At 70.3% G+C, this 17,939-nt stretch carries 22 protein-coding genes; 11 read left to right on the plus strand and 11 right to left on the minus strand.

Annotated features, from left to right (window positions below; translation table 11 throughout):
• Positions 1 to 6 precede the first annotated feature (6 nt).
• From F4560_RS35730 to F4560_RS35740, 3 genes are all read left to right on the plus strand, one after another.
• Positions 7 to 219, plus strand: a complete 213-nt coding sequence (locus tag F4560_RS35730) for a hypothetical protein (RefSeq protein WP_184927511.1) — start codon at positions 7 to 9, stop codon at positions 217 to 219.
• Positions 220 to 352: 133 nt separating this feature from the next.
• On the plus strand, positions 353 to 1,810 hold the full coding sequence (locus F4560_RS35735) for a DNA-3-methyladenine glycosylase 2 family protein (protein WP_184927512.1): 1,458 nt from the start codon (positions 353 to 355) through the stop codon (positions 1,808 to 1,810).
• Positions 1,811 to 1,842: 32 nt separating this feature from the next.
• Entirely contained in the window at positions 1,843 to 2,337 is a 495-nt protein-coding gene (locus F4560_RS35740; protein WP_184927513.1) for a methylated-DNA--[protein]-cysteine S-methyltransferase, read from the plus strand.
• On the opposite strand, the gene F4560_RS35745 is transcribed toward F4560_RS35740, so the two are convergent.
• A complete protein-coding gene (locus tag F4560_RS35745) occupies positions 2,308 to 3,015 on the minus strand; it encodes a DUF2306 domain-containing protein (protein ID WP_184927514.1) in 708 nt (235 codons plus the stop codon). The two genes, F4560_RS35740 and F4560_RS35745, sit on opposite strands and share 30 nt — an antisense overlap.
• A gap of 182 nt (positions 3,016 to 3,197) precedes the next feature.
• On the opposite strand from F4560_RS35745, the gene F4560_RS35750 reads away from it, so the two are divergent.
• Genes F4560_RS35750 through F4560_RS35760 form a run of 3 tightly spaced genes read left to right on the plus strand, consistent with a single transcriptional unit; the run spans position 3,198 to position 5,304 of the window.
• Positions 3,198 to 3,782 carry an ArsR/SmtB family transcription factor gene (locus F4560_RS35750; protein WP_184927515.1) on the plus strand — a complete coding sequence of 195 codons (585 nt, stop codon included), beginning with the start codon at positions 3,198 to 3,200 and terminating at the stop codon, positions 3,780 to 3,782.
• Between the two features lie 2 nt (positions 3,783 to 3,784).
• Positions 3,785 to 4,495, plus strand: a complete 711-nt coding sequence (locus F4560_RS35755) for an SRPBCC family protein (RefSeq protein WP_184927516.1) — start codon at positions 3,785 to 3,787, stop codon at positions 4,493 to 4,495.
• Positions 4,492 to 5,304: an alpha/beta fold hydrolase gene (locus F4560_RS35760; RefSeq protein ID WP_184927517.1), complete on the plus strand. Its 813-nt coding sequence runs from the start codon at positions 4,492 to 4,494 to the stop codon at positions 5,302 to 5,304. Before F4560_RS35755 ends, F4560_RS35760 begins: the two co-directional genes overlap by 4 nt.
• Positions 5,305 to 5,418: 114 nt before the next feature.
• On the opposite strand, the gene F4560_RS35765 is transcribed toward F4560_RS35760, so the two are convergent.
• Positions 5,419 to 6,252, minus strand: a complete 834-nt coding sequence (locus F4560_RS35765; protein ID WP_184927518.1) for an SAM-dependent methyltransferase — start codon at positions 6,250 to 6,252, stop codon at positions 5,419 to 5,421.
• Between the two features lie 215 nt (positions 6,253 to 6,467).
• Between F4560_RS35765 and F4560_RS35770 the strand changes: the two genes are divergently transcribed.
• The 3 genes from F4560_RS35770 to F4560_RS35780 all read left to right on the plus strand — a co-directional run bounded on the left by F4560_RS35770 (position 6,468) and on the right by F4560_RS35780 (position 8,009).
• Complete coding sequence (locus F4560_RS35770) at positions 6,468 to 7,343, plus strand: Sco1979 family transcriptional regulator (RefSeq protein WP_184927519.1); 876 nt, start codon at positions 6,468 to 6,470, stop codon at positions 7,341 to 7,343.
• 134 nt (positions 7,344 to 7,477) lie between these two features.
• Positions 7,478 to 7,717 carry a DUF397 domain-containing protein gene (locus F4560_RS35775; protein ID WP_184927520.1) on the plus strand — a complete coding sequence of 80 codons (240 nt, stop codon included), beginning with the start codon at positions 7,478 to 7,480 and terminating at the stop codon, positions 7,715 to 7,717.
• On the plus strand, positions 7,701 to 8,009 hold the full coding sequence (locus F4560_RS35780) for a hypothetical protein (protein ID WP_184927521.1): 309 nt from the start codon (positions 7,701 to 7,703) through the stop codon (positions 8,007 to 8,009). The genes F4560_RS35775 and F4560_RS35780 overlap by 17 nt, the downstream gene beginning before the upstream one ends.
• 240 nt (positions 8,010 to 8,249) lie before the next feature.
• Here the strand turns inward: F4560_RS35780 and F4560_RS35785 are convergent, their stop codons facing one another.
• Positions 8,250 to 8,861, minus strand: a complete 612-nt coding sequence (locus F4560_RS35785) for a TetR/AcrR family transcriptional regulator C-terminal domain-containing protein (protein ID WP_184927522.1) — start codon at positions 8,859 to 8,861, stop codon at positions 8,250 to 8,252.
• A gap of 89 nt (positions 8,862 to 8,950) precedes the next feature.
• On the opposite strand from F4560_RS35785, the gene F4560_RS35790 reads away from it, so the two are divergent.
• Positions 8,951 to 9,493 (plus strand): peroxiredoxin-like family protein, encoded by a 543-nt coding sequence (locus F4560_RS35790; protein ID WP_184927523.1) that lies wholly within the window; start codon positions 8,951 to 8,953, stop codon positions 9,491 to 9,493.
• Positions 9,494 to 9,548: 55 nt separating this feature from the next.
• On the opposite strand, the gene F4560_RS35795 is transcribed toward F4560_RS35790, so the two are convergent.
• Both F4560_RS35795 and F4560_RS35800 read right to left on the minus strand, forming a co-directional pair.
• Entirely contained in the window at positions 9,549 to 10,175 is a 627-nt protein-coding gene (locus tag F4560_RS35795) for an MBL fold metallo-hydrolase (protein ID WP_184927524.1), read from the minus strand.
• A gap of 25 nt (positions 10,176 to 10,200) precedes the next feature.
• Entirely contained in the window at positions 10,201 to 10,452 is a 252-nt protein-coding gene (locus F4560_RS35800) for a transcriptional regulator (RefSeq protein ID WP_184927525.1), read from the minus strand.
• A 163-nt stretch (positions 10,453 to 10,615) separates the two neighbouring features.
• Between F4560_RS35800 and F4560_RS35805 the strand changes: the two genes are divergently transcribed.
• Positions 10,616 to 10,945: a helix-turn-helix domain-containing protein gene (locus tag F4560_RS35805; RefSeq protein ID WP_184927526.1), complete on the plus strand. Its 330-nt coding sequence runs from the start codon at positions 10,616 to 10,618 to the stop codon at positions 10,943 to 10,945.
• A gap of 143 nt (positions 10,946 to 11,088) precedes the next feature.
• On the opposite strand, the gene F4560_RS35810 is transcribed toward F4560_RS35805, so the two are convergent.
• From F4560_RS35810 to F4560_RS35835, 6 genes are read right to left on the minus strand one after another with little or no spacing between them, the layout of a single operon-like run.
• A complete protein-coding gene (locus tag F4560_RS35810) occupies positions 11,089 to 12,324 on the minus strand; it encodes an MFS transporter (RefSeq protein ID WP_184927527.1) in 1,236 nt (411 codons plus the stop codon).
• Positions 12,321 to 13,532: an ATP-grasp domain-containing protein gene (locus F4560_RS35815; protein WP_184927528.1), complete on the minus strand. Its 1,212-nt coding sequence runs from the start codon at positions 13,530 to 13,532 to the stop codon at positions 12,321 to 12,323. Before F4560_RS35815 ends, F4560_RS35810 begins: the two co-directional genes overlap by 4 nt.
• Positions 13,529 to 14,755 carry an ATP-grasp domain-containing protein gene (locus F4560_RS35820; protein WP_184927529.1) on the minus strand — a complete coding sequence of 409 codons (1,227 nt, stop codon included), beginning with the start codon at positions 14,753 to 14,755 and terminating at the stop codon, positions 13,529 to 13,531. Before F4560_RS35820 ends, F4560_RS35815 begins: the two co-directional genes overlap by 4 nt.
• 14 nt (positions 14,756 to 14,769) lie before the next feature.
• On the minus strand, positions 14,770 to 15,426 hold the full coding sequence (locus F4560_RS35825) for an HAD family hydrolase (protein WP_184927530.1): 657 nt from the start codon (positions 15,424 to 15,426) through the stop codon (positions 14,770 to 14,772).
• The gene (locus F4560_RS35830; protein ID WP_184927531.1) at positions 15,420 to 16,061 is read right to left on the minus strand and encodes a CDP-alcohol phosphatidyltransferase family protein; all 642 of its coding nucleotides are present in this window, start codon (positions 16,059 to 16,061) and stop codon (positions 15,420 to 15,422) included. The genes F4560_RS35825 and F4560_RS35830 overlap by 7 nt, the downstream gene beginning before the upstream one ends.
• Complete coding sequence (locus F4560_RS35835) at positions 16,058 to 17,914, minus strand: aminotransferase class I/II-fold pyridoxal phosphate-dependent enzyme (RefSeq protein WP_184927532.1); 1,857 nt, start codon at positions 17,912 to 17,914, stop codon at positions 16,058 to 16,060. The genes F4560_RS35830 and F4560_RS35835 overlap by 4 nt, the downstream gene beginning before the upstream one ends.
• Positions 17,915 to 17,939: the final 25 nt, after the last annotated feature.

A 17,939-nucleotide genomic window follows, 5' to 3' on the forward strand; every position in this document is an offset into this window, starting at 1 on the left:
CCTGCCATGCCGACCGGGGTTGACGGTGAGTGGGCCGGCCGCGCGCCGGTCACGGCCCGTGAGGACCGGGGCTTTCCCGGTGAAGCACGGGTCTGCCGGATCCTGCGGACGGTGCTGGACGCGCAGCGGCGCGACCGGTCCGAGGTGAGGCTGGACCTGCTGGCCCGGCTCGCCGGCCCGCCGGTCGTCCCGGTGTCTGCTTCCCGGTGCTTCGACTAGACCCGGCGCGCGACCCCTCGGGTAGTGCCGCACTCCGTTGTGTGGCGCTACCGGGTCGGGCGCCGCGGTGCTGTTTTCCTCCCTGTCGTATTTCCGCCGGCCATCGGCCCGTCCGGTGACCGATGCTGGTCCGGTGCACGAAGACGCGGAACGCTGTGTCCGAGCCGTCCGGTCCAAAGACGCCCGGTTCGACGGGTGGTTCTTCACCGCCGTCCTGACCACCCGGATCTATTGCCGGCCGAGTTGTCCGGTGGTGCCGCCCAAGGTGGAGAACATGCGGTTCTACCCGAGTGCGGCGGCGGCCCAACAAGCCGGATTCCGGGCGTGCAAACGGTGCCGCCCGGACGCGTCACCCGGATCTCCGTTGTGGAACCACCGCGCGGACTCGGTGGCGAAGGCCATGCGGCTGATCGCGGACGGTGTGGTGGACCGCGACGGCGTGCCGGGCCTGGCCGTCCGACTCGGGTACAGCGTGCGGCAGGTCGAACGGCTGCTGCTCTCCGAACTGGGCGCCGGGCCGCTGGCGTTGGCCAGGGCGCAACGCGCGCAGACGGCGCGGCTGCTGATCGAGACGACCTCGCTGCCGATGGCCGAGGTCGCTTCGGCCGCCGGGTTCGCCAGCGTGCGGGCGTTCAACGAGACCGTGCGCGAGGTGTTCGGGCTGTCGCCGACCGAGCTGCGCACCCGTCGACGTCCCGCGCCGGACACGCCCGGCGTGCTGTCGCTGCGGCTGCCGTTCCGCGCGCCGCTGCGGCCGGACAACCTGTTCGGCCACCTCGCGGCGACCGGCGTGCCGGGGGTGGAGGAGTGGCGTGACGGCGCGTACCGGCGGACCCTGCGGCTGCCGCACGGGCACGCGGTGGTGTCGTTGAGCCCTCAGACCGACCACGTGGCGTGCAAGCTGGCGTTGAGCGACCTGCGGGACCTGTCGATCGCCATCGCCCGGTGCCGCCGGCTGCTCGACCTCGACGCCGACCCGGTCGCGGTGGACGACGAACTGCGGTCCGACCCGCTGCTCGCGTCCGTGGTGGACGAGGCGCCTGGACGGCGGGTGCCCGGCACGGTGGACGCCGCCGAGTTCGCGGTCCGCGCGGTCCTCGGGCAACAGGTGTCCACGGCCGCCGCCCGCACCCACGCCCGTCGACTGGTGGAGGCGGTGGGCGACAAGATCGAGGACGTCGGCCTCACCCACCTGTTCCCGACGCCGTCCGCCCTGGCCGACCTCGATCCGGCCGTGCTCGCCATGCCGCGGTCCCGCAAGATCGCGTTCCGCGCGTTGGTGGAGGCGCTGGCCGACGGTTCGCTCGACCTGGGCGTCGGCGCGGACTGGGCGAAGGCGCGGTCGGATCTGTCGGCGCTGCCCGGATTCGGGCCGTGGACGGTGGAGGTGATCGCGATGCGGGCGCTGGGCGATCCCGACGCGTTCCTCCCCACCGACCTCGGCATCCGGATCGCCTCCCGCGCGCTCGGCCTGCCCGACACCCCCGCCGCCCTCGTGCGGCGTGCCCAGCGGTGGCGCCCCTGGCGGGCGTACGCCGTCCAATACCTCTGGGCCACCGGTGACCACGCGGTCAACCGGCTGCCCGCCTGAAGGGACAATCACCCCATGTTCGGACACCGCAGATGAGCCACACCACGGTCGACAGCCCCGTCGGACAGCTGACGCTGGTCGCGCACGACGGCGTGCTGTCCGGGCTGTACATGACCGGGCAGCGGTACCGGCCCGCCGACGACGCGTTCGGCCCCGAGGACCCCTCGTTCTTCGGGGACGTGATCACGCAGGTCGCCGAGTACTTCGACGGCACGCGGACGTCGTTCGACCTGCCGCTGGACCTGATCGGGACGCCGTTCCAGCGGACCGTGTGGGAGGCGCTGCTCGAGATCCCCTACGGCGAGACCGTGTCGTACGGGGAGCTGGCCCAGCGGCTCGGCCGGCCCTCGGCGGCACGCGCGGTCGGGCTGGCCAACGGCCGCAACCCGATCGGGATCATCGTGCCGTGCCACCGGGTGGTGGGGTCGAGCGGCGACCTCACCGGGTACGGCGGCGGGCTGGAGCGCAAGCGGCACCTGCTCGACTTCGAGCAGGGGTCACACGCCGACCGGCTCCCGCTCGGCTGAGGACACGGGGGCGCGGCGCTTGCGGGCGCCGCCCCGTTCCACCAGCCACCACTCGGCGATCAGCGCCGGGACGACCCACCCGAACCACGCGGCGAAACCGGCGATCGCCTGCGTCATGGCGATCGTGCTGCCGCCGAACGTGGTGTCGAGCCGCGGAATGAGCGTGATCGACGCGACGGTGCCCCAGATCCGGTTGCTCATGATCGACGCGGTGAGCGCGAAGCTCCGGATCATCCACCGCCGGTGGTCGGCGAACCGCTTCTGCCGGGCCATCCGGTAGCCCACCACGGTGAACGTGAGCCACAGCGAGCCCATCAGCACGGTGCCGGTCTGGTTGAGCGGCCCGAACGGCGAGACCGTCCCGATGGCCACCGCCAGCACACCGCCCGGCAGCACACCGCCGAACACGTAGACCCGCCCGAGCCGCCGGTGCGCCACCGGGTGCCGCTGCCGGAACCAGGGCCAGACCTGGAGGACGCAGGTCAGGATGGCGACCGAGCCGAAGATCACGTGCGCCACCAGCGCCGGGAAGTACCACGCGTAGTCGCCGGGCTGCTGAACCCGCGAGTCGGCCGGGTCGAGGGTCAGGTACGGCGGCAGCGAGAAGGCCACGAACGCCACCACCACGAACGCGAACGGCGCCACCCAAGGACGCCGGTACCACTTCGTCTTCGCCATGGACCGCACTCTCCGCGCGCCCGCTGACGAGCCGCGCACCAACCGCGCACCGCCACCGCGCCCCCGGCCCCGCGCACCGCCCCAGCCCGCCGCCCGCCGCCTCCGCGCACCGCCGCCGTCCGCGCGTCACCGACAAGTCAAACTGTCTTGACAAATAAAATCGTCGGTGAGAAGGTTCTCCCATGCTTGACGTGGAAGTGATCGAGGACCCGGCGACAGCCGAGGTCTCGCTGGACCCGGTGCGGGCCCGGCTGCTGGCCGAGCTGGCCGAGCCGAACTCGGCGACCATGCTGGCGGCGAAGGTGGGCCTGCCCCGGCAGAAGGTCAACTACCACCTGCGCACCCTGGAGCAGCACGGCCTGGTCGAGCTGGCCGAGGAGCGTCGGAAGGGCAACATGACCGAACGCGTCATGCGCGCCACCGCCGCGTCCTACGTCATCTCGCCCACCGCGCTCGCCGCCGTCCAGCCGGATCCCGAGCGCGCCCCCGACCGGCTGTCCGCCCGGTGGCTGCTGGCCGTCGCCGCACGGCTGGTCCGCGACGTCGGCAACCTCATCACCGGCGCCGCCAAGGCGGACAAGAAGGTGGCCACCTTCGCGCTCGACGGTGAGATCCGCTTCGCGACCGCTGCCGACCGAGCGGCCTTCGCCGAGGAGCTGGCCACCGCCGTCACCACGCTGGTCGCCAAGTACCACGACGAATCGGCAGCCGGCGGGCGGGCGCACCGCGTCGTCGTCGCCGTCCACCCCAGCATCCCCAAGGAGTGACGATGGGTCACGCGTTCGAGGGCGTCGACGAGGTCGAGCTGGCCGGCGTCACGCCGGATCAGGTCTGGGAGGCCATCGCCACCGGCCCCGGCATCGACTCGTGGTTCATGGGCGCCAACGAGGTCGAGCCCGGCGCGGTGGTGAAGCAGGCCTTCGTCCAGTACCAGGCCGCGCACCCGGTCACCGCCTGGGAACCCGGCAAGCGCCTGGCCTACGGCGGCGAGAAGGGGCCCGACGGCCGGTTCATCGCCTACGAGTTCCTGATCGAGGGCCGGGACCAGGGCAGCACCGTCGTCCGCATGGTCGCCAGCGGCTTCCTGCCAGGTGACGACTGGGCGGACGAGTTCGAGGCCATGACGGCCGGTGGCGCGATGTTCTGGAACACCTTGGTCACCTACCTCCGCCACTTCGCCGGCCGCACCGCCCGTCCCGTCACGGTCGTCGGACCGTCCATCGAGGACTGGCCCGCGATGTGGACGAGGCTCGGCCGCAAGCTCGGCCTCGACGCCGCCCCCGGCGCCGGCGACCGCGTCGACCTGGACGACGGGGTCGTCTACTACGCCAACTCGCAGACCGTCGGCATCCGCACGGAGAACGCGATGTACCGCTTCTTCCAAGGACTCAACGGCGCCTTGATCGCCATGCACCACGTGTTCACCGACGACCACCGCGACGAGCGGACCTGGTCGACCTGGATGGGAGACCTGTCATGATCGCCACCGATGTCAAGGGACACGCCGTCTCCGAGGACGGCACCAAGATCGCCTACACGCGCGTCGGGTCCGGACCGGCGCTGGTCGTCGTGGACGGCGCGATGTGCTACCGCGAGTTCGGGCCGTCCAAGGCCCTGGCGGAGGCGTTGTCCGAGCACTTCACCGTCTACACGTACGACCGGCGCGGCCGGGGTGAGAGCGGCACGGGCGCCGAGTACGACGTCCGGCGCGAGGTCGAGGACATCGCCGCGCTGATCGAGGTGGCCGGCGGGTCGGCGCACCTGTTCGGCATGTCCTCCGGCGGCACGCTGGTCGCCGAGGCGGCGCACCGGGGCGTGGCTGCCGGGCGGATCGCGATCTACGAGTCCCCGATGATCCTCGACGGCACGCGCGCCCCGATGGACGCCGACCTCCCGGCCCGGGTGGAACGCGCGGTGGCGGAAGGACGTCCGGGCGACGCGGTGAAGATGTTCATGCGTTACGTCGGCACGCCGGGCTTCTTCGTGGTGGCGCTCCAGCTCACCCCGATGTGGAAGAAGCTGAAGGGCGTCGCGCCCACGCTGCCGAACGACTTCGCGGTCGTCGGCGAGTTCCAGCACGGCACGCCGCCGGCCGCCGACCGGTGGGCCGGCGCCGAGGTGCCCGCGCTGGTGATCGCCGGCGGCAAGAGCCCGGACTACCTGCGCAACGCGCAGCAGCACCTGGCCGCGGCCCTGCCGCAGGGCGAGCTGACCGTCCTGCCCGGGCAGACCCACATGGTCAAGCCGAAGGCGACGGTCCCGGTGCTGGTCGAGTTCTTCCAGCGCTGAGAGCGGTTCCGGGCAGGGCGAAACCCGGTGGTGGGCGAGGACGCCGTCCACCACCGGAGTGTCCACATCGGACTCCGGCTCGCGCCGCCCCCGCGGGGCACGAGCCGGAACCCGTCACGGCTTGCGGGCCACGCCGCCGGCGATGCAGTAGCTGACCGCGTCCAGCTCCTTGAGCCGCGGCCCGTCCGGCCACCAGTCCGCGCAGATCACCAGGCCCGGCTCGACCAGCTCCAGGCCGTCGAACAGCCGGTGCAGCTCGGCCATCGTGGCGAACCGCCCGCTACCCATCGCCGAGTGCAGGAACGTCTCCTCCATCCGCCGCGCGATCGCCGAGTGCTCCTCGGTCTCCGGGTCGAGGAAGTGCGAGATCGCCACGTACGAACCGGACGGCAGCGCCTCGATGTACTCGGCCATGATCTCCGCCGACGTCGGCGAATCACCGTTGTAGTGGTGCAGCGTGCCAAGCTGGAACAGCGCCATCGGCTCGTCGAAGTCGATGTGCCTGCGCACGATCTCGTCTTCCAGGATGTCCTGCGGCTTGAAGATGTCCGCCGCCGAGAAGTGCGTCTGGTCGTTCTCCTCCAGCAGCGCCCGGCCGTGTGCCAGTACCACTGGGTCGTTGTCGACGTACACGACTCGTGCGTCCGGGTTAATCCGTTGCGCCACCTGGTGTGTGTTCTCCGCGGTGGGCAGACCGGACCCGCAGTCCAGGAACTGGTTGATGCCCGTCTGGCTCGCGACGAACCGGGTGGCCCGGATCAGGAAGCTCCGGTTGTCCACCGCGAGGGTCGCCGCTTCGGGCGCGACCTCCTGCACGCGCCGCAGCACCTCGCGGTCGATCTCGTAGTTGTCCTTGCCGTTGAGGAACGCGTCGTAAACCCTGGCGATACTGGCTTTTGTGGTGTCGATGTAGACGGGGGCGGCGGCGTCCGAGGACGTACCCGGCATTGTGGTGACCTCGCATTACGGGGGAAGTAGGACTGGTGGCTGTGCACCGCGTCACAGTCCGCTTAGCGTAAGGGTATGGGCTGGGCGCATGAGCGGACCGCGTGCGGCTGACCGGGCAAGATCATGGGTGTACGTTCAGTGACGATGCGAGTTCGCCCGCCCCAGGCGCAACCGCTGTTCGGGTGGACAGGCATGACGGTCGGGAGGATCGGCAGATGGCGACTGGCGAACCCGCGCCGGAGCGGGAGAGCGGCCCCACCGCGTTGCGCATCGTGCTCGGGGCCCAGCTGCGCCGGCTGCGCGAGGCCGCGGAGATCAGCCGGGCGGACGCGGGCTACGCGATCCGCGGCTCCGAGTCCAAGATCAGCCGGATGGAGCTGGGGCGCGTCGGTCTGAAGGAACGCGACGTGAGCGACCTGCTGACCATGTACGGGATGAACGACGAGGACGCCAAGGCGAAGTTCCTGGAGATGGTCCGCCGGTCGAACTCACCGGGGTGGTGGCACCGCTACACCGACCTGATGCCGGACTGGTTCCAGGACTACGTCGGCCTGGAGGAGGCGGCGTCCCGGATCCTGACCTACGAGACGCACTTCGTGCCCGGTCTGCTCCAGACCGAGGAGTACGCGATGGCGATCTCCAGCCATGGTCGCCCGGAGTTGGCCACGCCCGCGGTGCGGCGGCGGGTGTCGTTGCGGATGCAGCGGCAGAAGGTCCTCGCCCGCCCGGGTGCTCCGCGGGTGTGGGCGGTGATCGACGAATCGGTGCTGCACCGGCCGATGGGCGGCCGTCGGGTGCTGCGCGATCAGATCGACTATTTGCTCAGCGTGACCAAGGACGGGCCTGTCACTCTTCAAATCATTCCCTTCGCGTTGAGCGGTTACGCAGCGGAAGGGCCGTTCACGATGCTTCGGTTCAGTGAGTCCGACCTGCCGGACATCGTCTACCTCGAACACCTCGCCGGCGCGCTCTACCTGGACAAACTCGAAGAACTCGAAATCTACAGCCGGGCTTTCGACCGGCTGACGGTCGACGCGGAGACGCCCGATCGCAGCCGTCAGCTGCTCACGAAGATGCGAGCCGACCTCTAATCTTCCTCCTTTCGAATGAGATTCGCGGCTTGCATCTGCACGTGCATTTACCCGTGCGGCCACTCAGTGCTACGGTCCGTGCACAGTCAGATGCACGTGCAGCTGCACCACTCGCGGTTGGAGGGCTGATGTCGATGGCCAGCAAGGTTCACAACGGCATGTCCGCTGCAGACTTGTCCGGCGTGACATGGCGCAAGAGCGTCCGCAGTGGCGCGCTCGGCAACTGCGTCGAACTCGCCGTGCTCCAAGGTGACGCCATCGCCATGCGCAACTCCCGCTTCCCCGACGGTCCCGCGCTCGTCTACACCAGGGCGGAGATCGCGGCCTTCGTGGCCGGTGCCAGGGACGGTGAGTTCGATGACCTCCTCAACTGATTACTCCACCCGCACCACGTTCCAGCTGCGTGAGCTGATAGCGCGGGGTTTCCAGTTCCTCCACCCGCGCGACGCGAGGGGGGAGCTGGCGGCGGTGGTCGGCGTGCGCGCGCACGACGCCGTCATCGACGTGGTGCGACTGCACACCGAGGACGACGCGCTCGCGATGCGGATGCCCGCCGACGAGGTGAACGTGTTGTCCCCCAGCCGCTTCTCGTGGCGTCGCCACGGGCCGGCCACGCACGTGCTCGAAGAACTGCTCGAACTGCCCGACGAAGATCGCACCGTCTGACGGTCGGATTCCCCTTACCGGGCAATGGCTTTGTCAGGCACACTTCAAGTCTTCCCGTCCACTTCCGCGGTGGTGGACGGGTCGAGGGGTTTCGGTCCCCCTCAACGGCGAACCTGACCTGGAGACGCAGCGGGAGTCGGCTCCGCGCCGGTTGTCGACACCACGCTCGGAGCGCAACTCCGTGTTCGTCGCGTTGTACGGCGCGGAGGTCGAGGTCGGCTTCGACCTCCGCGCCGGCCACTAAGGGCGGCGCAGGCCGGCGAGCACGACTTCCAGGCCTCGGCGGAACTCCACGTCGGACGGGATTCCCCTGGCCACGTCGGCGGTTTCGGCCAGCAGCGGGTACTCCTCGCCCAGTCCGGCCATGGCCTCGGTGGCCTGGCCGACCAGCGGGCTCCGGTACTCCAGCTCGGTCGCGCCGATCAGGTAGGCGATCACCGCGCGCATCGCGATCACCCGGTCCTCGCCGGTGAACCCGGCCCTGGTGAGCACCCCGAGCACGGCCTCGCTCCACCGCAGCAGGAGCGGGCACCGGTGCCGGTGCGTCATGGTGAGCGGCACCGCGTTGGGGTGTTGGACGATCGCCGCGCGGACCCGTTCGACCAGCACGGCGATCTGCTTGTCCCACAACGCCTTCTTCGGCGGCTCGACATCCACCAGGGAAAGGATGTGATCGACCGCAACGGCTTCCAGCTCGCCCCGGTCGGCCACATACCGGTACAGCGACATGGTGCCCACGCCGAGTTCGGCGGCGACGGCGCGCATCGACAGCGCGGCCAGGCCGTCACGGTCGAGCACGGCGAGCGTGGCGGCGGCGAGCGCTTGGTGCGTGAGTGACTTCGGTCTTGGCATGGCGCTTGACAGCGTACAAGGTACGCGTACGCTACGGTAAGCGTACAGCGCACGCCTACGCTGCCGTTGACGTCGGAGGGGGAACGAACGTGAAGGTCAGCGCACGTGAATGGGAGGCCGTCCTGGGCGGCACGGTGCGGGTGCCCGACCCGGACCGACTGGTGCACCTCCAGTTCCGCCGCTTCGCCGGGTGCCCGGTGTGCAACCTGCACCTGAGGTCGGTCGTCCAGCGGCACGACGAGATCGACGCGCACGGGATCACCGAGGTCGTGGTGTTCCACTCGACGGCGGACGAGTTGCGCCCGTACGTCGCCGACTTCCCGTTCGCCGTGATCGGTGATCCGGACAAGCGGCTCTACGTGGAGTTCGGCGTGGAATCCGCGCGACGCTCAGTGCTCGACCCGCGGGCGTGGGGCGCGATGGTGTTCGGCATCGTCCGCGACCTCGGTCCGGTGCTGCGCGGCCGGCGTCCGCTGCCCAAGCCGACCGGCGGGCGACTGGGGCTGCCGGCCGACTTCCTCATCGCGCCGGACGGTCTGGTCGTCGCCGAGAAGCTGGGGCAGCACGCGTACGACCAGTGGTCGGTGGACGAACTGCTCACCCATGCGCAGGCTCTGACCAGCAAGAACTGACTTGTCCACAGGGTTGTCCCCAGCTGTGGACGGATCGAACACCCGTTCGATCGGCCTAGCGGACCAGTCGCAGGAGGTCGGGATCGCGCAGCGGGCGGCCGTGGCCGAACAGGACCAGCTTCGGCCGCAGCTCGGCGAGCCGGCGCATGGACGCCCGGTTGCGGAGGTCGTCGTAGCTGAGGAACTTCGGGGGCGCGCCGAGGCGCAGGACGTTGACGAACACGTCACCGCAGAGCAGCACGCCGTCGTGGTCGCGCCAGAGGGCGATGTGGCCGGGGGAGTGGCCGGGGACGTCGAGCACGGTGAACCCGGCGACCTCGTCGCCTTCGGTGAGGCCGCGGGCGACGGGGTGTGGCGCCGGCATCCGCATCCGCGACACCACCGCCGCCGCGAAGCCCGAGCCGGTGACGGGTGTCGCGGTGGCCACCGCCGCGGCGTCCTTCCGCCCGATCCACAGCGGCACGTCGTACCGCTCGCAGACCGCGTGGCTGGCGCCGAAGTGGTCCGGGTGGGCGTGCGTGACGACGTGGGCGGCGAGCGTGCGGCCGTCGAGTTGGCGGGTGATCCGGCGGCGGGCGGAGCGCGTTCCGGCGTCCACCAGCACGTCCTCCACCAGGTAGGCGTTCACCAGGTGCGGAGGACGGCCGAGGAGCAGGTGGACGCCGGGAGCCAACTGACGCACGTCGCCGATCGTAACCGCTAGTGGCTCAGTGTGACGGGTCGGCGACGTCGTCGCGGGTGGGCACCACCTCGAAGAGGTCGTCGAACTGCATCGGCGCGAGGGCCGTCAACGCGCCGCCGATGAACGCCGGGCCGGGCTGGAGTTCACCGGCGAGGACGCGTGCGACCGTGGACCGGTTGACGTCCATCGCCTTGGCCAGGGCGTAGTCCGACGTGAACCCCGCGAGTCGCGCGGACTTGCTGAAGGCGTCGGTGCGGAGCTTGATCTTTTTCGGCATGATCCGCCTTGTGTTGTGCGCACCCAACCAGTGGTGTGTGCGCACAACACTAGCGGTGTGTGGTGCATTCGCAACTAATGTTGTTCGCGCACAACACGCAGGTCAGGCCTACCTGGGGGGAGTGCACAACACGCGTTGCGCCGACGCGCGTACGATGACGCGGGTGACCACAGACGAGAGCGCGGACTCGACTTGGTGGGAGTGGGTCGAGCGCCAACTCGAAGACCGCGCCATGACCACGGCCGACCTCAGCGAGCGGACCGGCCTTGACCGCAGCTGCTTCACCAGGTGGCGCAAGGGCGAACGCCCCACCATGGACACCGCGCGCCTGGTGGCCAAGGCGTTCGGCATGAGCCCGCTGGAGGTCATGGTGAAGGCGCACCTGATCAGCGCCCAGGAAGCCCGCCTCAGCACCTCGGCCCCCGACCCGGCGGCGCTCACGGACCAGCAACTGCTGGCCGAACTGGGCCGCCGCCTGAAGCGCACACCCTGAAGCGCCGCCTCCGGAAACGGACGCGCCCCACGGGTACGTCCCGACATGGACTTCACGAAGGTCCGCTCCGTCGAGGCCCGCAGTAGCCGACCGCGATCATGCGTTGTGCGCACCCGACCAGTGGTGGGTGCGCACAACACAGCTCACGGGCTTGCCGACGCGAAATCGTTCCGCCGGGTCCGCGCGGATCTGATCCAGGAGAACACGGCGGGCACGGCGAGCACGGCGGACACCCCGCACATGATCAGCATCAGGTGCTGCGCGCCCAACGCCGTGCCGAACAGCGACAACAGGACACCCGCGACCGGCGTGGCGGCGAGCACGGCGGCGACGAAGAACCCGAGCGCGCCGCCGACGGCGTCCGCCGGCAGGTAGTCCAGTCGCCTCGTGCGCAACCAGATCGTGAACACGGTGACTCCGGCCGTCCACAGGACGTAGGCGACGGTGAAGACGACCAAGGTCGGCGCGAGTGCCATCGCCGGACCGCTCGCGACCAGCGCGACACCGGCGCCCGCGACCACGGTGCCGATGGACGTCCTGCGGAGCAGCCGTTTCGTGAGCAGTGCGGCCACGAGGCTCATCACGCTCGCCGCGCCCGCCACCACGCCGGTCATGGACGGCGCGGCGTCGAAATCGCCGACGACGATCACCGGGAGCGCACCCAGGGCGAGACCGGCCACGAGGTTCACGATGACGGTCAGCGACACCAGCGACATCAACGGCTTGCTGCCCAGCACGACCCGTGCGCCGTCGACGAGGTTGCGCAGCGGCGACCCGGCCACAGGGCTACGGCGCACTTCCAGGGACCTGAGCGCGGCGAACGTCGCCACCGCCGCGACCACGAGCACACCCGCGATCAGCACGACGCCACCGGACAGACCCGGCCACAGCAGCAGTGCGCCACCCAGCGCGGGACCCGCCGTGAACGACAGTTGTTGCGCCACCTGCACCCTCGACTGGGCGTCCGGCATGAGCGGGCTCGGCACGCATCTCGCGAGCACGGTCTCCGTCGCGATCACCGCGTGCCCGTTGAGCAGGGTCATCACGGCGGACGCGGCCATCAGCGCCACCGGCTCCGCGACCACCGCCACCACCAGGAGGACACCCGCCCTGGCGAGGTCGTTGACCAGGAACTGCCTCCTGATCGGAAACCGGTCCACCAGCACGCCGAGGACGGGCAGCGCCATGACCCGGGGCAGCCACTGCACGGCGAACGCCAGCCCGGACAACTGGACGCTGCCCGTGGTCGCGTAGATGACCACGGGGATCAGGTACGTCGACATCTGATCGGCGAGCAGGCCGAGGAACCGCGCGGCGATCAGTCGTTGCACGGCGCGCGCGGTCGTGCCCGGAGTCTCCCGCACGGCCGTGGGGTTCACGCCAGCACTAACGAGTCGTTGAGCCAGGCCATGGCGTGCTCGATTTCGTCCAGCACGACGCGGCGGCTGTCCCCGACGACGACCATCGCGGCCACGCAGTCCACGCTGGACGACGAGTCGGTCAGCTCGGTGCCGACCACGACACGCAGGTCGTAGTCCTTCACGGCGGGCAACGGGCACACGCTCGGCACGGACGTGACGACACCGGGACGGGGCGGCGCCAGCAGCCACCCGGCCTGCGTGTGCGGCGCCGCGGCCGGCGTCGGCATGCGGTCACCGGTGCCGAACGTGTGCCGGACGTACCACTCCAGCATGTCGACCCCGAACGCCTGGATGAGCATGTCCCTGATCTTGCCGCCGCCCACGCGGCAGCCGATCTCGTTGAAGACCAGCTCACCCTCGGGAGTGCGGAACACCTCGGCGTGGAACAGGCTCACGTTCGGCGTCGGCAACGCCCTGATGGCGCTCGTGGTCAGCTCGACGAGGGCGGCTCGGTACGGGTCGTCGGGTTCGAGCGCCGACGACACCAGCGGGTCACCCGACTCGAACGCGAGCCCGTTGGTGATCTGCGACGGCCAGCACAACCGCACCTCGCCGTCACGCACGCAGCCGTCGACCGTGTACATCTCGTTGGGCACAAAGCGTTCCGCGATCAGGTGCGCGGGCTGGTCGGTCTTGATCGGACACCCGGGGCCGAGGAACCGCTCCAGCTCAAGCTGGTCCCGCAGCACGTGCACGTCGATGGACGACGCGCCGGTGCGGGGCTTCACCACCACGGGGTAGTCGTGGCGACGGGTGAACTCGATGAGGTCCGTCGCGCTGTCGACCGCGCCGTACGCGGTCACCGGCACGCCCGCCGCGCTGAGCACCTGCTTCATCACCAGTTTGTCGCGGTAGGCGGTGGCGCTGTGCACACCTTGCCCCGGCAGTCCCCACGCCGCCCGCAGCGTGGCGGCCCGCAGGATGTCGAACTCGGACATGGCGAGCACCGCGTCGAAGCGGTAGGTGTCGTGCAGGCGGTAGGCGTGGAACTCGACCATCGCCGTGCTGGTGTAGTCGTCCAGCGCCACGATCTCCGCGTACCCCTCCGGCTCGACGGGGGGCAGCGCGCCCGCGCGGGTCAGTAGCACCAGTTCGTGCTCGTCGTCGATCCACTCGCGGTAGGGCACCCGGTCGAGCACGTAGCGGTTGAGGATGAGGATCTTCATGTCGGGAATTCCTGCCAGTCGAAGGACAACGCCCGCACGGCGTCGTTCGCACGCTCAGCCGCTACCGCCGAGTTCTCGCCCGTGGCGATGACCGAGGCCACCCGGTCGCGGTTGGACCCGTTGCTCTCGTACGTCACGCCGACTCCCTTGTACAGTCGCACTTCCGCCACGTCCGGCCGTGCCAGCACGTCGTCCACGCCCTGGATCGAACGCAACCGACCACTCGGCGGCGCCACGGCGAACGCGATGGCCGCGCCACCCGTTCCCGTGCCCGGCTCTCCCGGCGGCAGCCCGAGATGGGCGCGCACGAGCTCCGTGGTCAGGTCCACGCCGATCGCCAGCCGCACCAGTTCCGGGATGCGGTCGCCCGCGAGCCGCGGGTTGACCTCGATGATCTTCGTCTGATCGCCGGAGAGCCGGAGTTCGACGTGCGCGGCGCCCCACTCGAGGCCGAGCACGCGCAAGGCCGTCAACGCCGCGACCGCCGCCTGTCGGTGCACGGACTCCGGTTCCGGCGCGGGCACCAGGTGCCCGAGCTCGACGAAGTACGGCTCCGGTCCGATCACCTTCCTGGTGACGGCGACGGCGCGGCCACTCACGACCTCGACCGAGAACTCGGCGCCGTGGATGTACTCCTCGACCTGCACCAGCGGTCGCACCGCGAGCCCGACGTACTCGCCGACGGCCAGGATCAGCCGTGCCTGGTCCCGCACCTCCTCCTCGGTGGCGCAGAGCTTCACGAACGCGCTGCCGGTCAGGTGCACCGGCTTCACGACCACGGGGAAACCCAGCTCGGCCGCCCGCTTGGCGACGAGCACCGGGTCGTCGCCGACGACGTGCCCGACCGTCAGTTCCGGCGCGCGGTCCCGCAGCACGTCGCGCATCTCCGGCTTGTCGCGGCACCGCGCGACGGCGTCCGGATCCGGCCCCGGCACACCGAAGACCAGCGCGGCGCGGGCGGCGATCTCCATCGTGTACTCGTAGAAGGACGCGATCCCCCGCAGTTCGTACTCTTCCGCCAGCTCACCGCACGCACGCAAGACCTCGTCGAGGTCGAACGTCGCGCACTTCACGACCGGCACCCCGAGTTCGGCGTAGCGGTCCAGCAGCCCCGCGGGGAGGTCTGCCGCCATCTGGCTCAGCAGCACCGGTTGGACGCCGCACTCCCGCATCCGCACGGCCGCCGACTCACCCGCGCCGGTGCGCGGGGTCTCGACGATCACACACGCGTCCGGCTTCACGACGCGCCTCCGGCGAGCGCCACGAGGTCGGCGCACCCGAGCACCGCCAGGTCTGGGTCGACCCGCACGGCGGTGCCCTGAAAACGGCCGGGGTCGGGACCGATGCCGACGAAGGGGAGGCCGAGCGCGGCGGCGGCCTCGGCGTCCCACGCGCCGTCGCCGACCGACACCGCCCGCTCGTGCGCCGCCCGGCCGACCGCCGCGGCCACGATCTCCACGCGGCTGAGGTGGTCGCTCGCGGTCACGACCGGGAACTTCTCGGCGGCGGGCCCGAGGTGCGCGAGCTTCATCGCGGTGACGCCGGCCATCCCACCCGTCGCCACCACGGCCGTGCAAGAGTCCGATTCGGACAGTTCGGCGATCAGCCGCGCCGCACCGGGCACCTCCTCCAGCGGATCTCGCGCGAGTTCCTCGCCGAAGTACTCGGTGAGCAACGAGTCCAACCGCGCCAGTTCCTCCGGCGAGACACCGCGACCGACACCGGCCTCGAACAGCTCGTCGAGGATGCCCGAGTCCGTGTGGTGCCGGAACCGGTCCCAGCCGCCGGTCACCACGGGCACCGGGAAGTGCGCGTACGCGCGCACCAGCGCGGCCTGGTGCTGGCGCACGCTGAGCAGCAGGGTGCCGTCGATGTCCAGCACGACCGTCACCATGGTCCACCTCCGTCAAGGACGATCAGCATTGGCGCCGCTACGACGCAGAAAGCGGTGAAAACGTACACACCCCAGCCGGTGATCTTCGGCACCGACAGCGAGGAGACGTGCAGCACCGCACAGCACACGACCACGGCGTAGAGGACGACTGGCAACGCGGAACCGAGCAACGGCGTGGCCAGCACCACCAGCGCTATCGCCGGGGTGTTGTGCACGATCGGCAGACCGCGGTAGCGGCCGGACACGTCGAGTCCCACCACGTTGAAGTAGGCGAGCCGGACCGCGCCGGCCACCGCCACCGCCAGCGCGCCCGGCCAGTACTGCGGCGCGAACCCGCCCGCGGCCAGCAGCACCATGGCCGGGTTGATCCCGCCGCTCACCAGGTCGGCGAGCGAGTCGAGCTGACCACCGAACTCACGGGTCAGCTGCGCGCGGCCCGCCGTGGCACGCGCTACGCGGCCGTCCCACCAGTCGCACAGCACCGCGAGCAGCGTCATCGCGACCGCGAGCTCGACCCGGCCGATCGCGGCGAACGCGGTGCCGCAGATCGCGAGCACCAACCCGCCGAGCGTCAGCAGGTTGGCGGGATCGGCGACAACGGCGCCGATGCCCGGCCGGCGGAGGTCGCCGCTCACGCCGGCACGACCAGCCGGTGACTGTCGTCCGCCGTGAGCCGCGCCATCCCGTCGAGCAGCCGGTAGTTCTCCTCGGCGGTCCGGGACGCGATGCGCAGGAACCGGTGACCGTCCGCCATCGACTTCCCGGCGCAGTGCTTCACCATGGTGCCGTAGAAGGTGAACAGGTCCTCGGCGAGTGCGCGCCCGTCCATCGCCCCGGTCAGCTCGACCATCACGAAGTTCGCGTCCGGTCGCCACGCGGTGATGCCGTCGATGTCGACCAGGCCGTGGTAGAGCTGGTCGCGCTCGACGCGCACCTGGCGGCAGCTGAGGGTGAAGTCGTCCAGGAACCTCGGCAGCAGCCGCAGGAACGACTCGGCGAACCCGTTGACGTTCCAGATCGGCAGGTCGGCCCGGACGGCGTCCACGAAGTCGGTGTCGGCCGACGCGAGGTAGCCGAGCCGCAACCCGCCGATCCCGTACACCTTGCTCATGCTCTTGAGGATCACGAGGTTCGGGTGCTGGTCCAGCTCACCGGCGAGCGTCTGCCGAGCCGGGTCCGCGCAGAAGTCCACGAAGGACTCGTCCAGCAGCAGGGTGCAGCCCGCCGACGCCAGCTCGCGGCACAGCCTGCGCAGGTCGGCGGCGGGCACCGCCAGCGAAGTCGGGTTGTTCGGGCTGACCACGATCGCCAGTTTGGCGCCGCACCGCCGCGCCTCGGCGGCCAACGCGTCGACGTCCAGCTCGAACGACGGCCTCGGCAGCTCGTGCCGGACCAGGCGACCGGGCCCGACGCTGTTCTCGTACTCGTTGAACCCCGGCACCGGGATGATCACCGGGCCGGACGTGACGCGGACCAGCGCGCGGATCAGCTCCGAACCGCCGTTGGCGACCGCGAGCCGGTCCTCGTCGAGACCGAGGGCGAGGGACGCGAGCCGGGCCAGCTCCCGTTGCCCGCTCGGGTAGTGCGCGATGAGGTGGTCCATGTCCCGTGCCAGCGCCCGTTTCAGACCGCGCGGCGGGAAGTGCAGGTTGTACAGCAACGCGTGGTCGATCACGGGGTACCGCCAGTAACTGCCGTAGATCTCGTTGAGCCTGCGCAGTTGTGCCTTGCGGTCGGTGAGCTGGAACTCGGCCCGGTCGCGGTCGGTGTGGTCGTCGATCTCGAACCACTGCTCGGCCGGCCACACGACCTGGTGGAACTCGAACCGGCCCCGCTCGATGGAGCGTCGGAACACCGACTCGTAGTAGTCGCCGGTGTTTCCGGCGGCGATGGCCGCGTCCAGGTCCGGGACCAGCTCTTCGACGAGGTACTCCCGGCGGAGCAAGGAGATGTTGACGGTCTTGAACGTGCCGTCGAAGTCGAAGTCGTCGCCCTGGTTCGGCTTGTCGAACAGGCGGGCGACGCGCCCGGTCGGGTCCGCGGTGACGACCGTGCCGTCCATCGTGGACGACCACGGCGAGGTGGCGATCACGTTGCCGGCCGGCCTGGTCAGCAACGACCGCAGCAGGTGGCCGCGGTAGACGATGTCGGCTTCGAGCAGCAGCACGTCCTCGGTGAGGTGCTCGCGGGCCAGCCAGAGCGAGTAGATGTTGTTGGTCGTGCGGAAGTCCTCCGACATGACGTACGTGACGTCGATGCCGGCGAAGCGGGCGCCGACCGCCTCCCGGATCTGTTCGTGCATGTGGCCGACCACGATCACGGCGGTTTCGACGCCGACGGCCGCGAGGTTCTCCAACGTCCGGTGCAGGATCGCCTTGTCGGCGATCTCGATGAGCGGCTTCGGGCTGGCACGGGTGGACAGACCGAGGCGGTTTCCCCTGCCTGCGGCCAGGATGATGGCTCGGGTGGGTGTCGTGGCTGTAGTCAAGAGTCTTCTCCGTGAGCGCGCGGAC

Origin of the sequence: Saccharothrix ecbatanensis, from assembly GCF_014205015.1 — a bacterium.
Classification (GTDB): Bacteria; Actinomycetota; Actinomycetes; order Mycobacteriales; family Pseudonocardiaceae; genus Actinosynnema; species Actinosynnema ecbatanense.

Bases quoted from the DNA above. Each gene is read 5' to 3' on its own strand.
- F4560_RS35755 (WP_184927516.1), top strand. From the start codon at position 3,785: ATGGGTCACGCGTTCGAGGGCGTCGACGAGGTCGAGCTGGCCGGCGTC.
- F4560_RS35750 (WP_184927515.1), top strand. From the start codon at position 3,198: ATGCTTGACGTGGAAGTGATCGAGGACCCGGCGACAGCCGAGGTCTCG.
- F4560_RS35825 (WP_184927530.1), bottom strand. From the start codon at position 15,426: ATGGTGACGGTCGTGCTGGACATCGACGGCACCCTGCTGCTCAGCGTG.
- F4560_RS35785 (WP_184927522.1), bottom strand. From the start codon at position 8,861: ATGCCAAGACCGAAGTCACTCACGCACCAAGCGCTCGCCGCCGCCACG.
- F4560_RS35780 (WP_184927521.1), top strand. From the start codon at position 7,701: ATGACCTCCTCAACTGATTACTCCACCCGCACCACGTTCCAGCTGCGT.
- F4560_RS35760 (WP_184927517.1), top strand. From the start codon at position 4,492: ATGATCGCCACCGATGTCAAGGGACACGCCGTCTCCGAGGACGGCACC.
- F4560_RS35765 (WP_184927518.1), bottom strand. From the start codon at position 6,252: ATGCCGGGTACGTCCTCGGACGCCGCCGCCCCCGTCTACATCGACACC.
- F4560_RS35770 (WP_184927519.1), top strand. From the start codon at position 6,468: ATGGCGACTGGCGAACCCGCGCCGGAGCGGGAGAGCGGCCCCACCGCG.
- F4560_RS35775 (WP_184927520.1), top strand. From the start codon at position 7,478: ATGGCCAGCAAGGTTCACAACGGCATGTCCGCTGCAGACTTGTCCGGC.
- F4560_RS35740 (WP_184927513.1), top strand. From the start codon at position 1,843: ATGAGCCACACCACGGTCGACAGCCCCGTCGGACAGCTGACGCTGGTC.
- F4560_RS35745 (WP_184927514.1), bottom strand. From the start codon at position 3,015: ATGGCGAAGACGAAGTGGTACCGGCGTCCTTGGGTGGCGCCGTTCGCG.
- F4560_RS35815 (WP_184927528.1), bottom strand. From the start codon at position 13,532: ATGAAGATCCTCATCCTCAACCGCTACGTGCTCGACCGGGTGCCCTAC.
- F4560_RS35730 (WP_184927511.1), top strand. From the start codon at position 7: ATGCCGACCGGGGTTGACGGTGAGTGGGCCGGCCGCGCGCCGGTCACG.
- F4560_RS35800 (WP_184927525.1), bottom strand. From the start codon at position 10,452: ATGCCGAAAAAGATCAAGCTCCGCACCGACGCCTTCAGCAAGTCCGCG.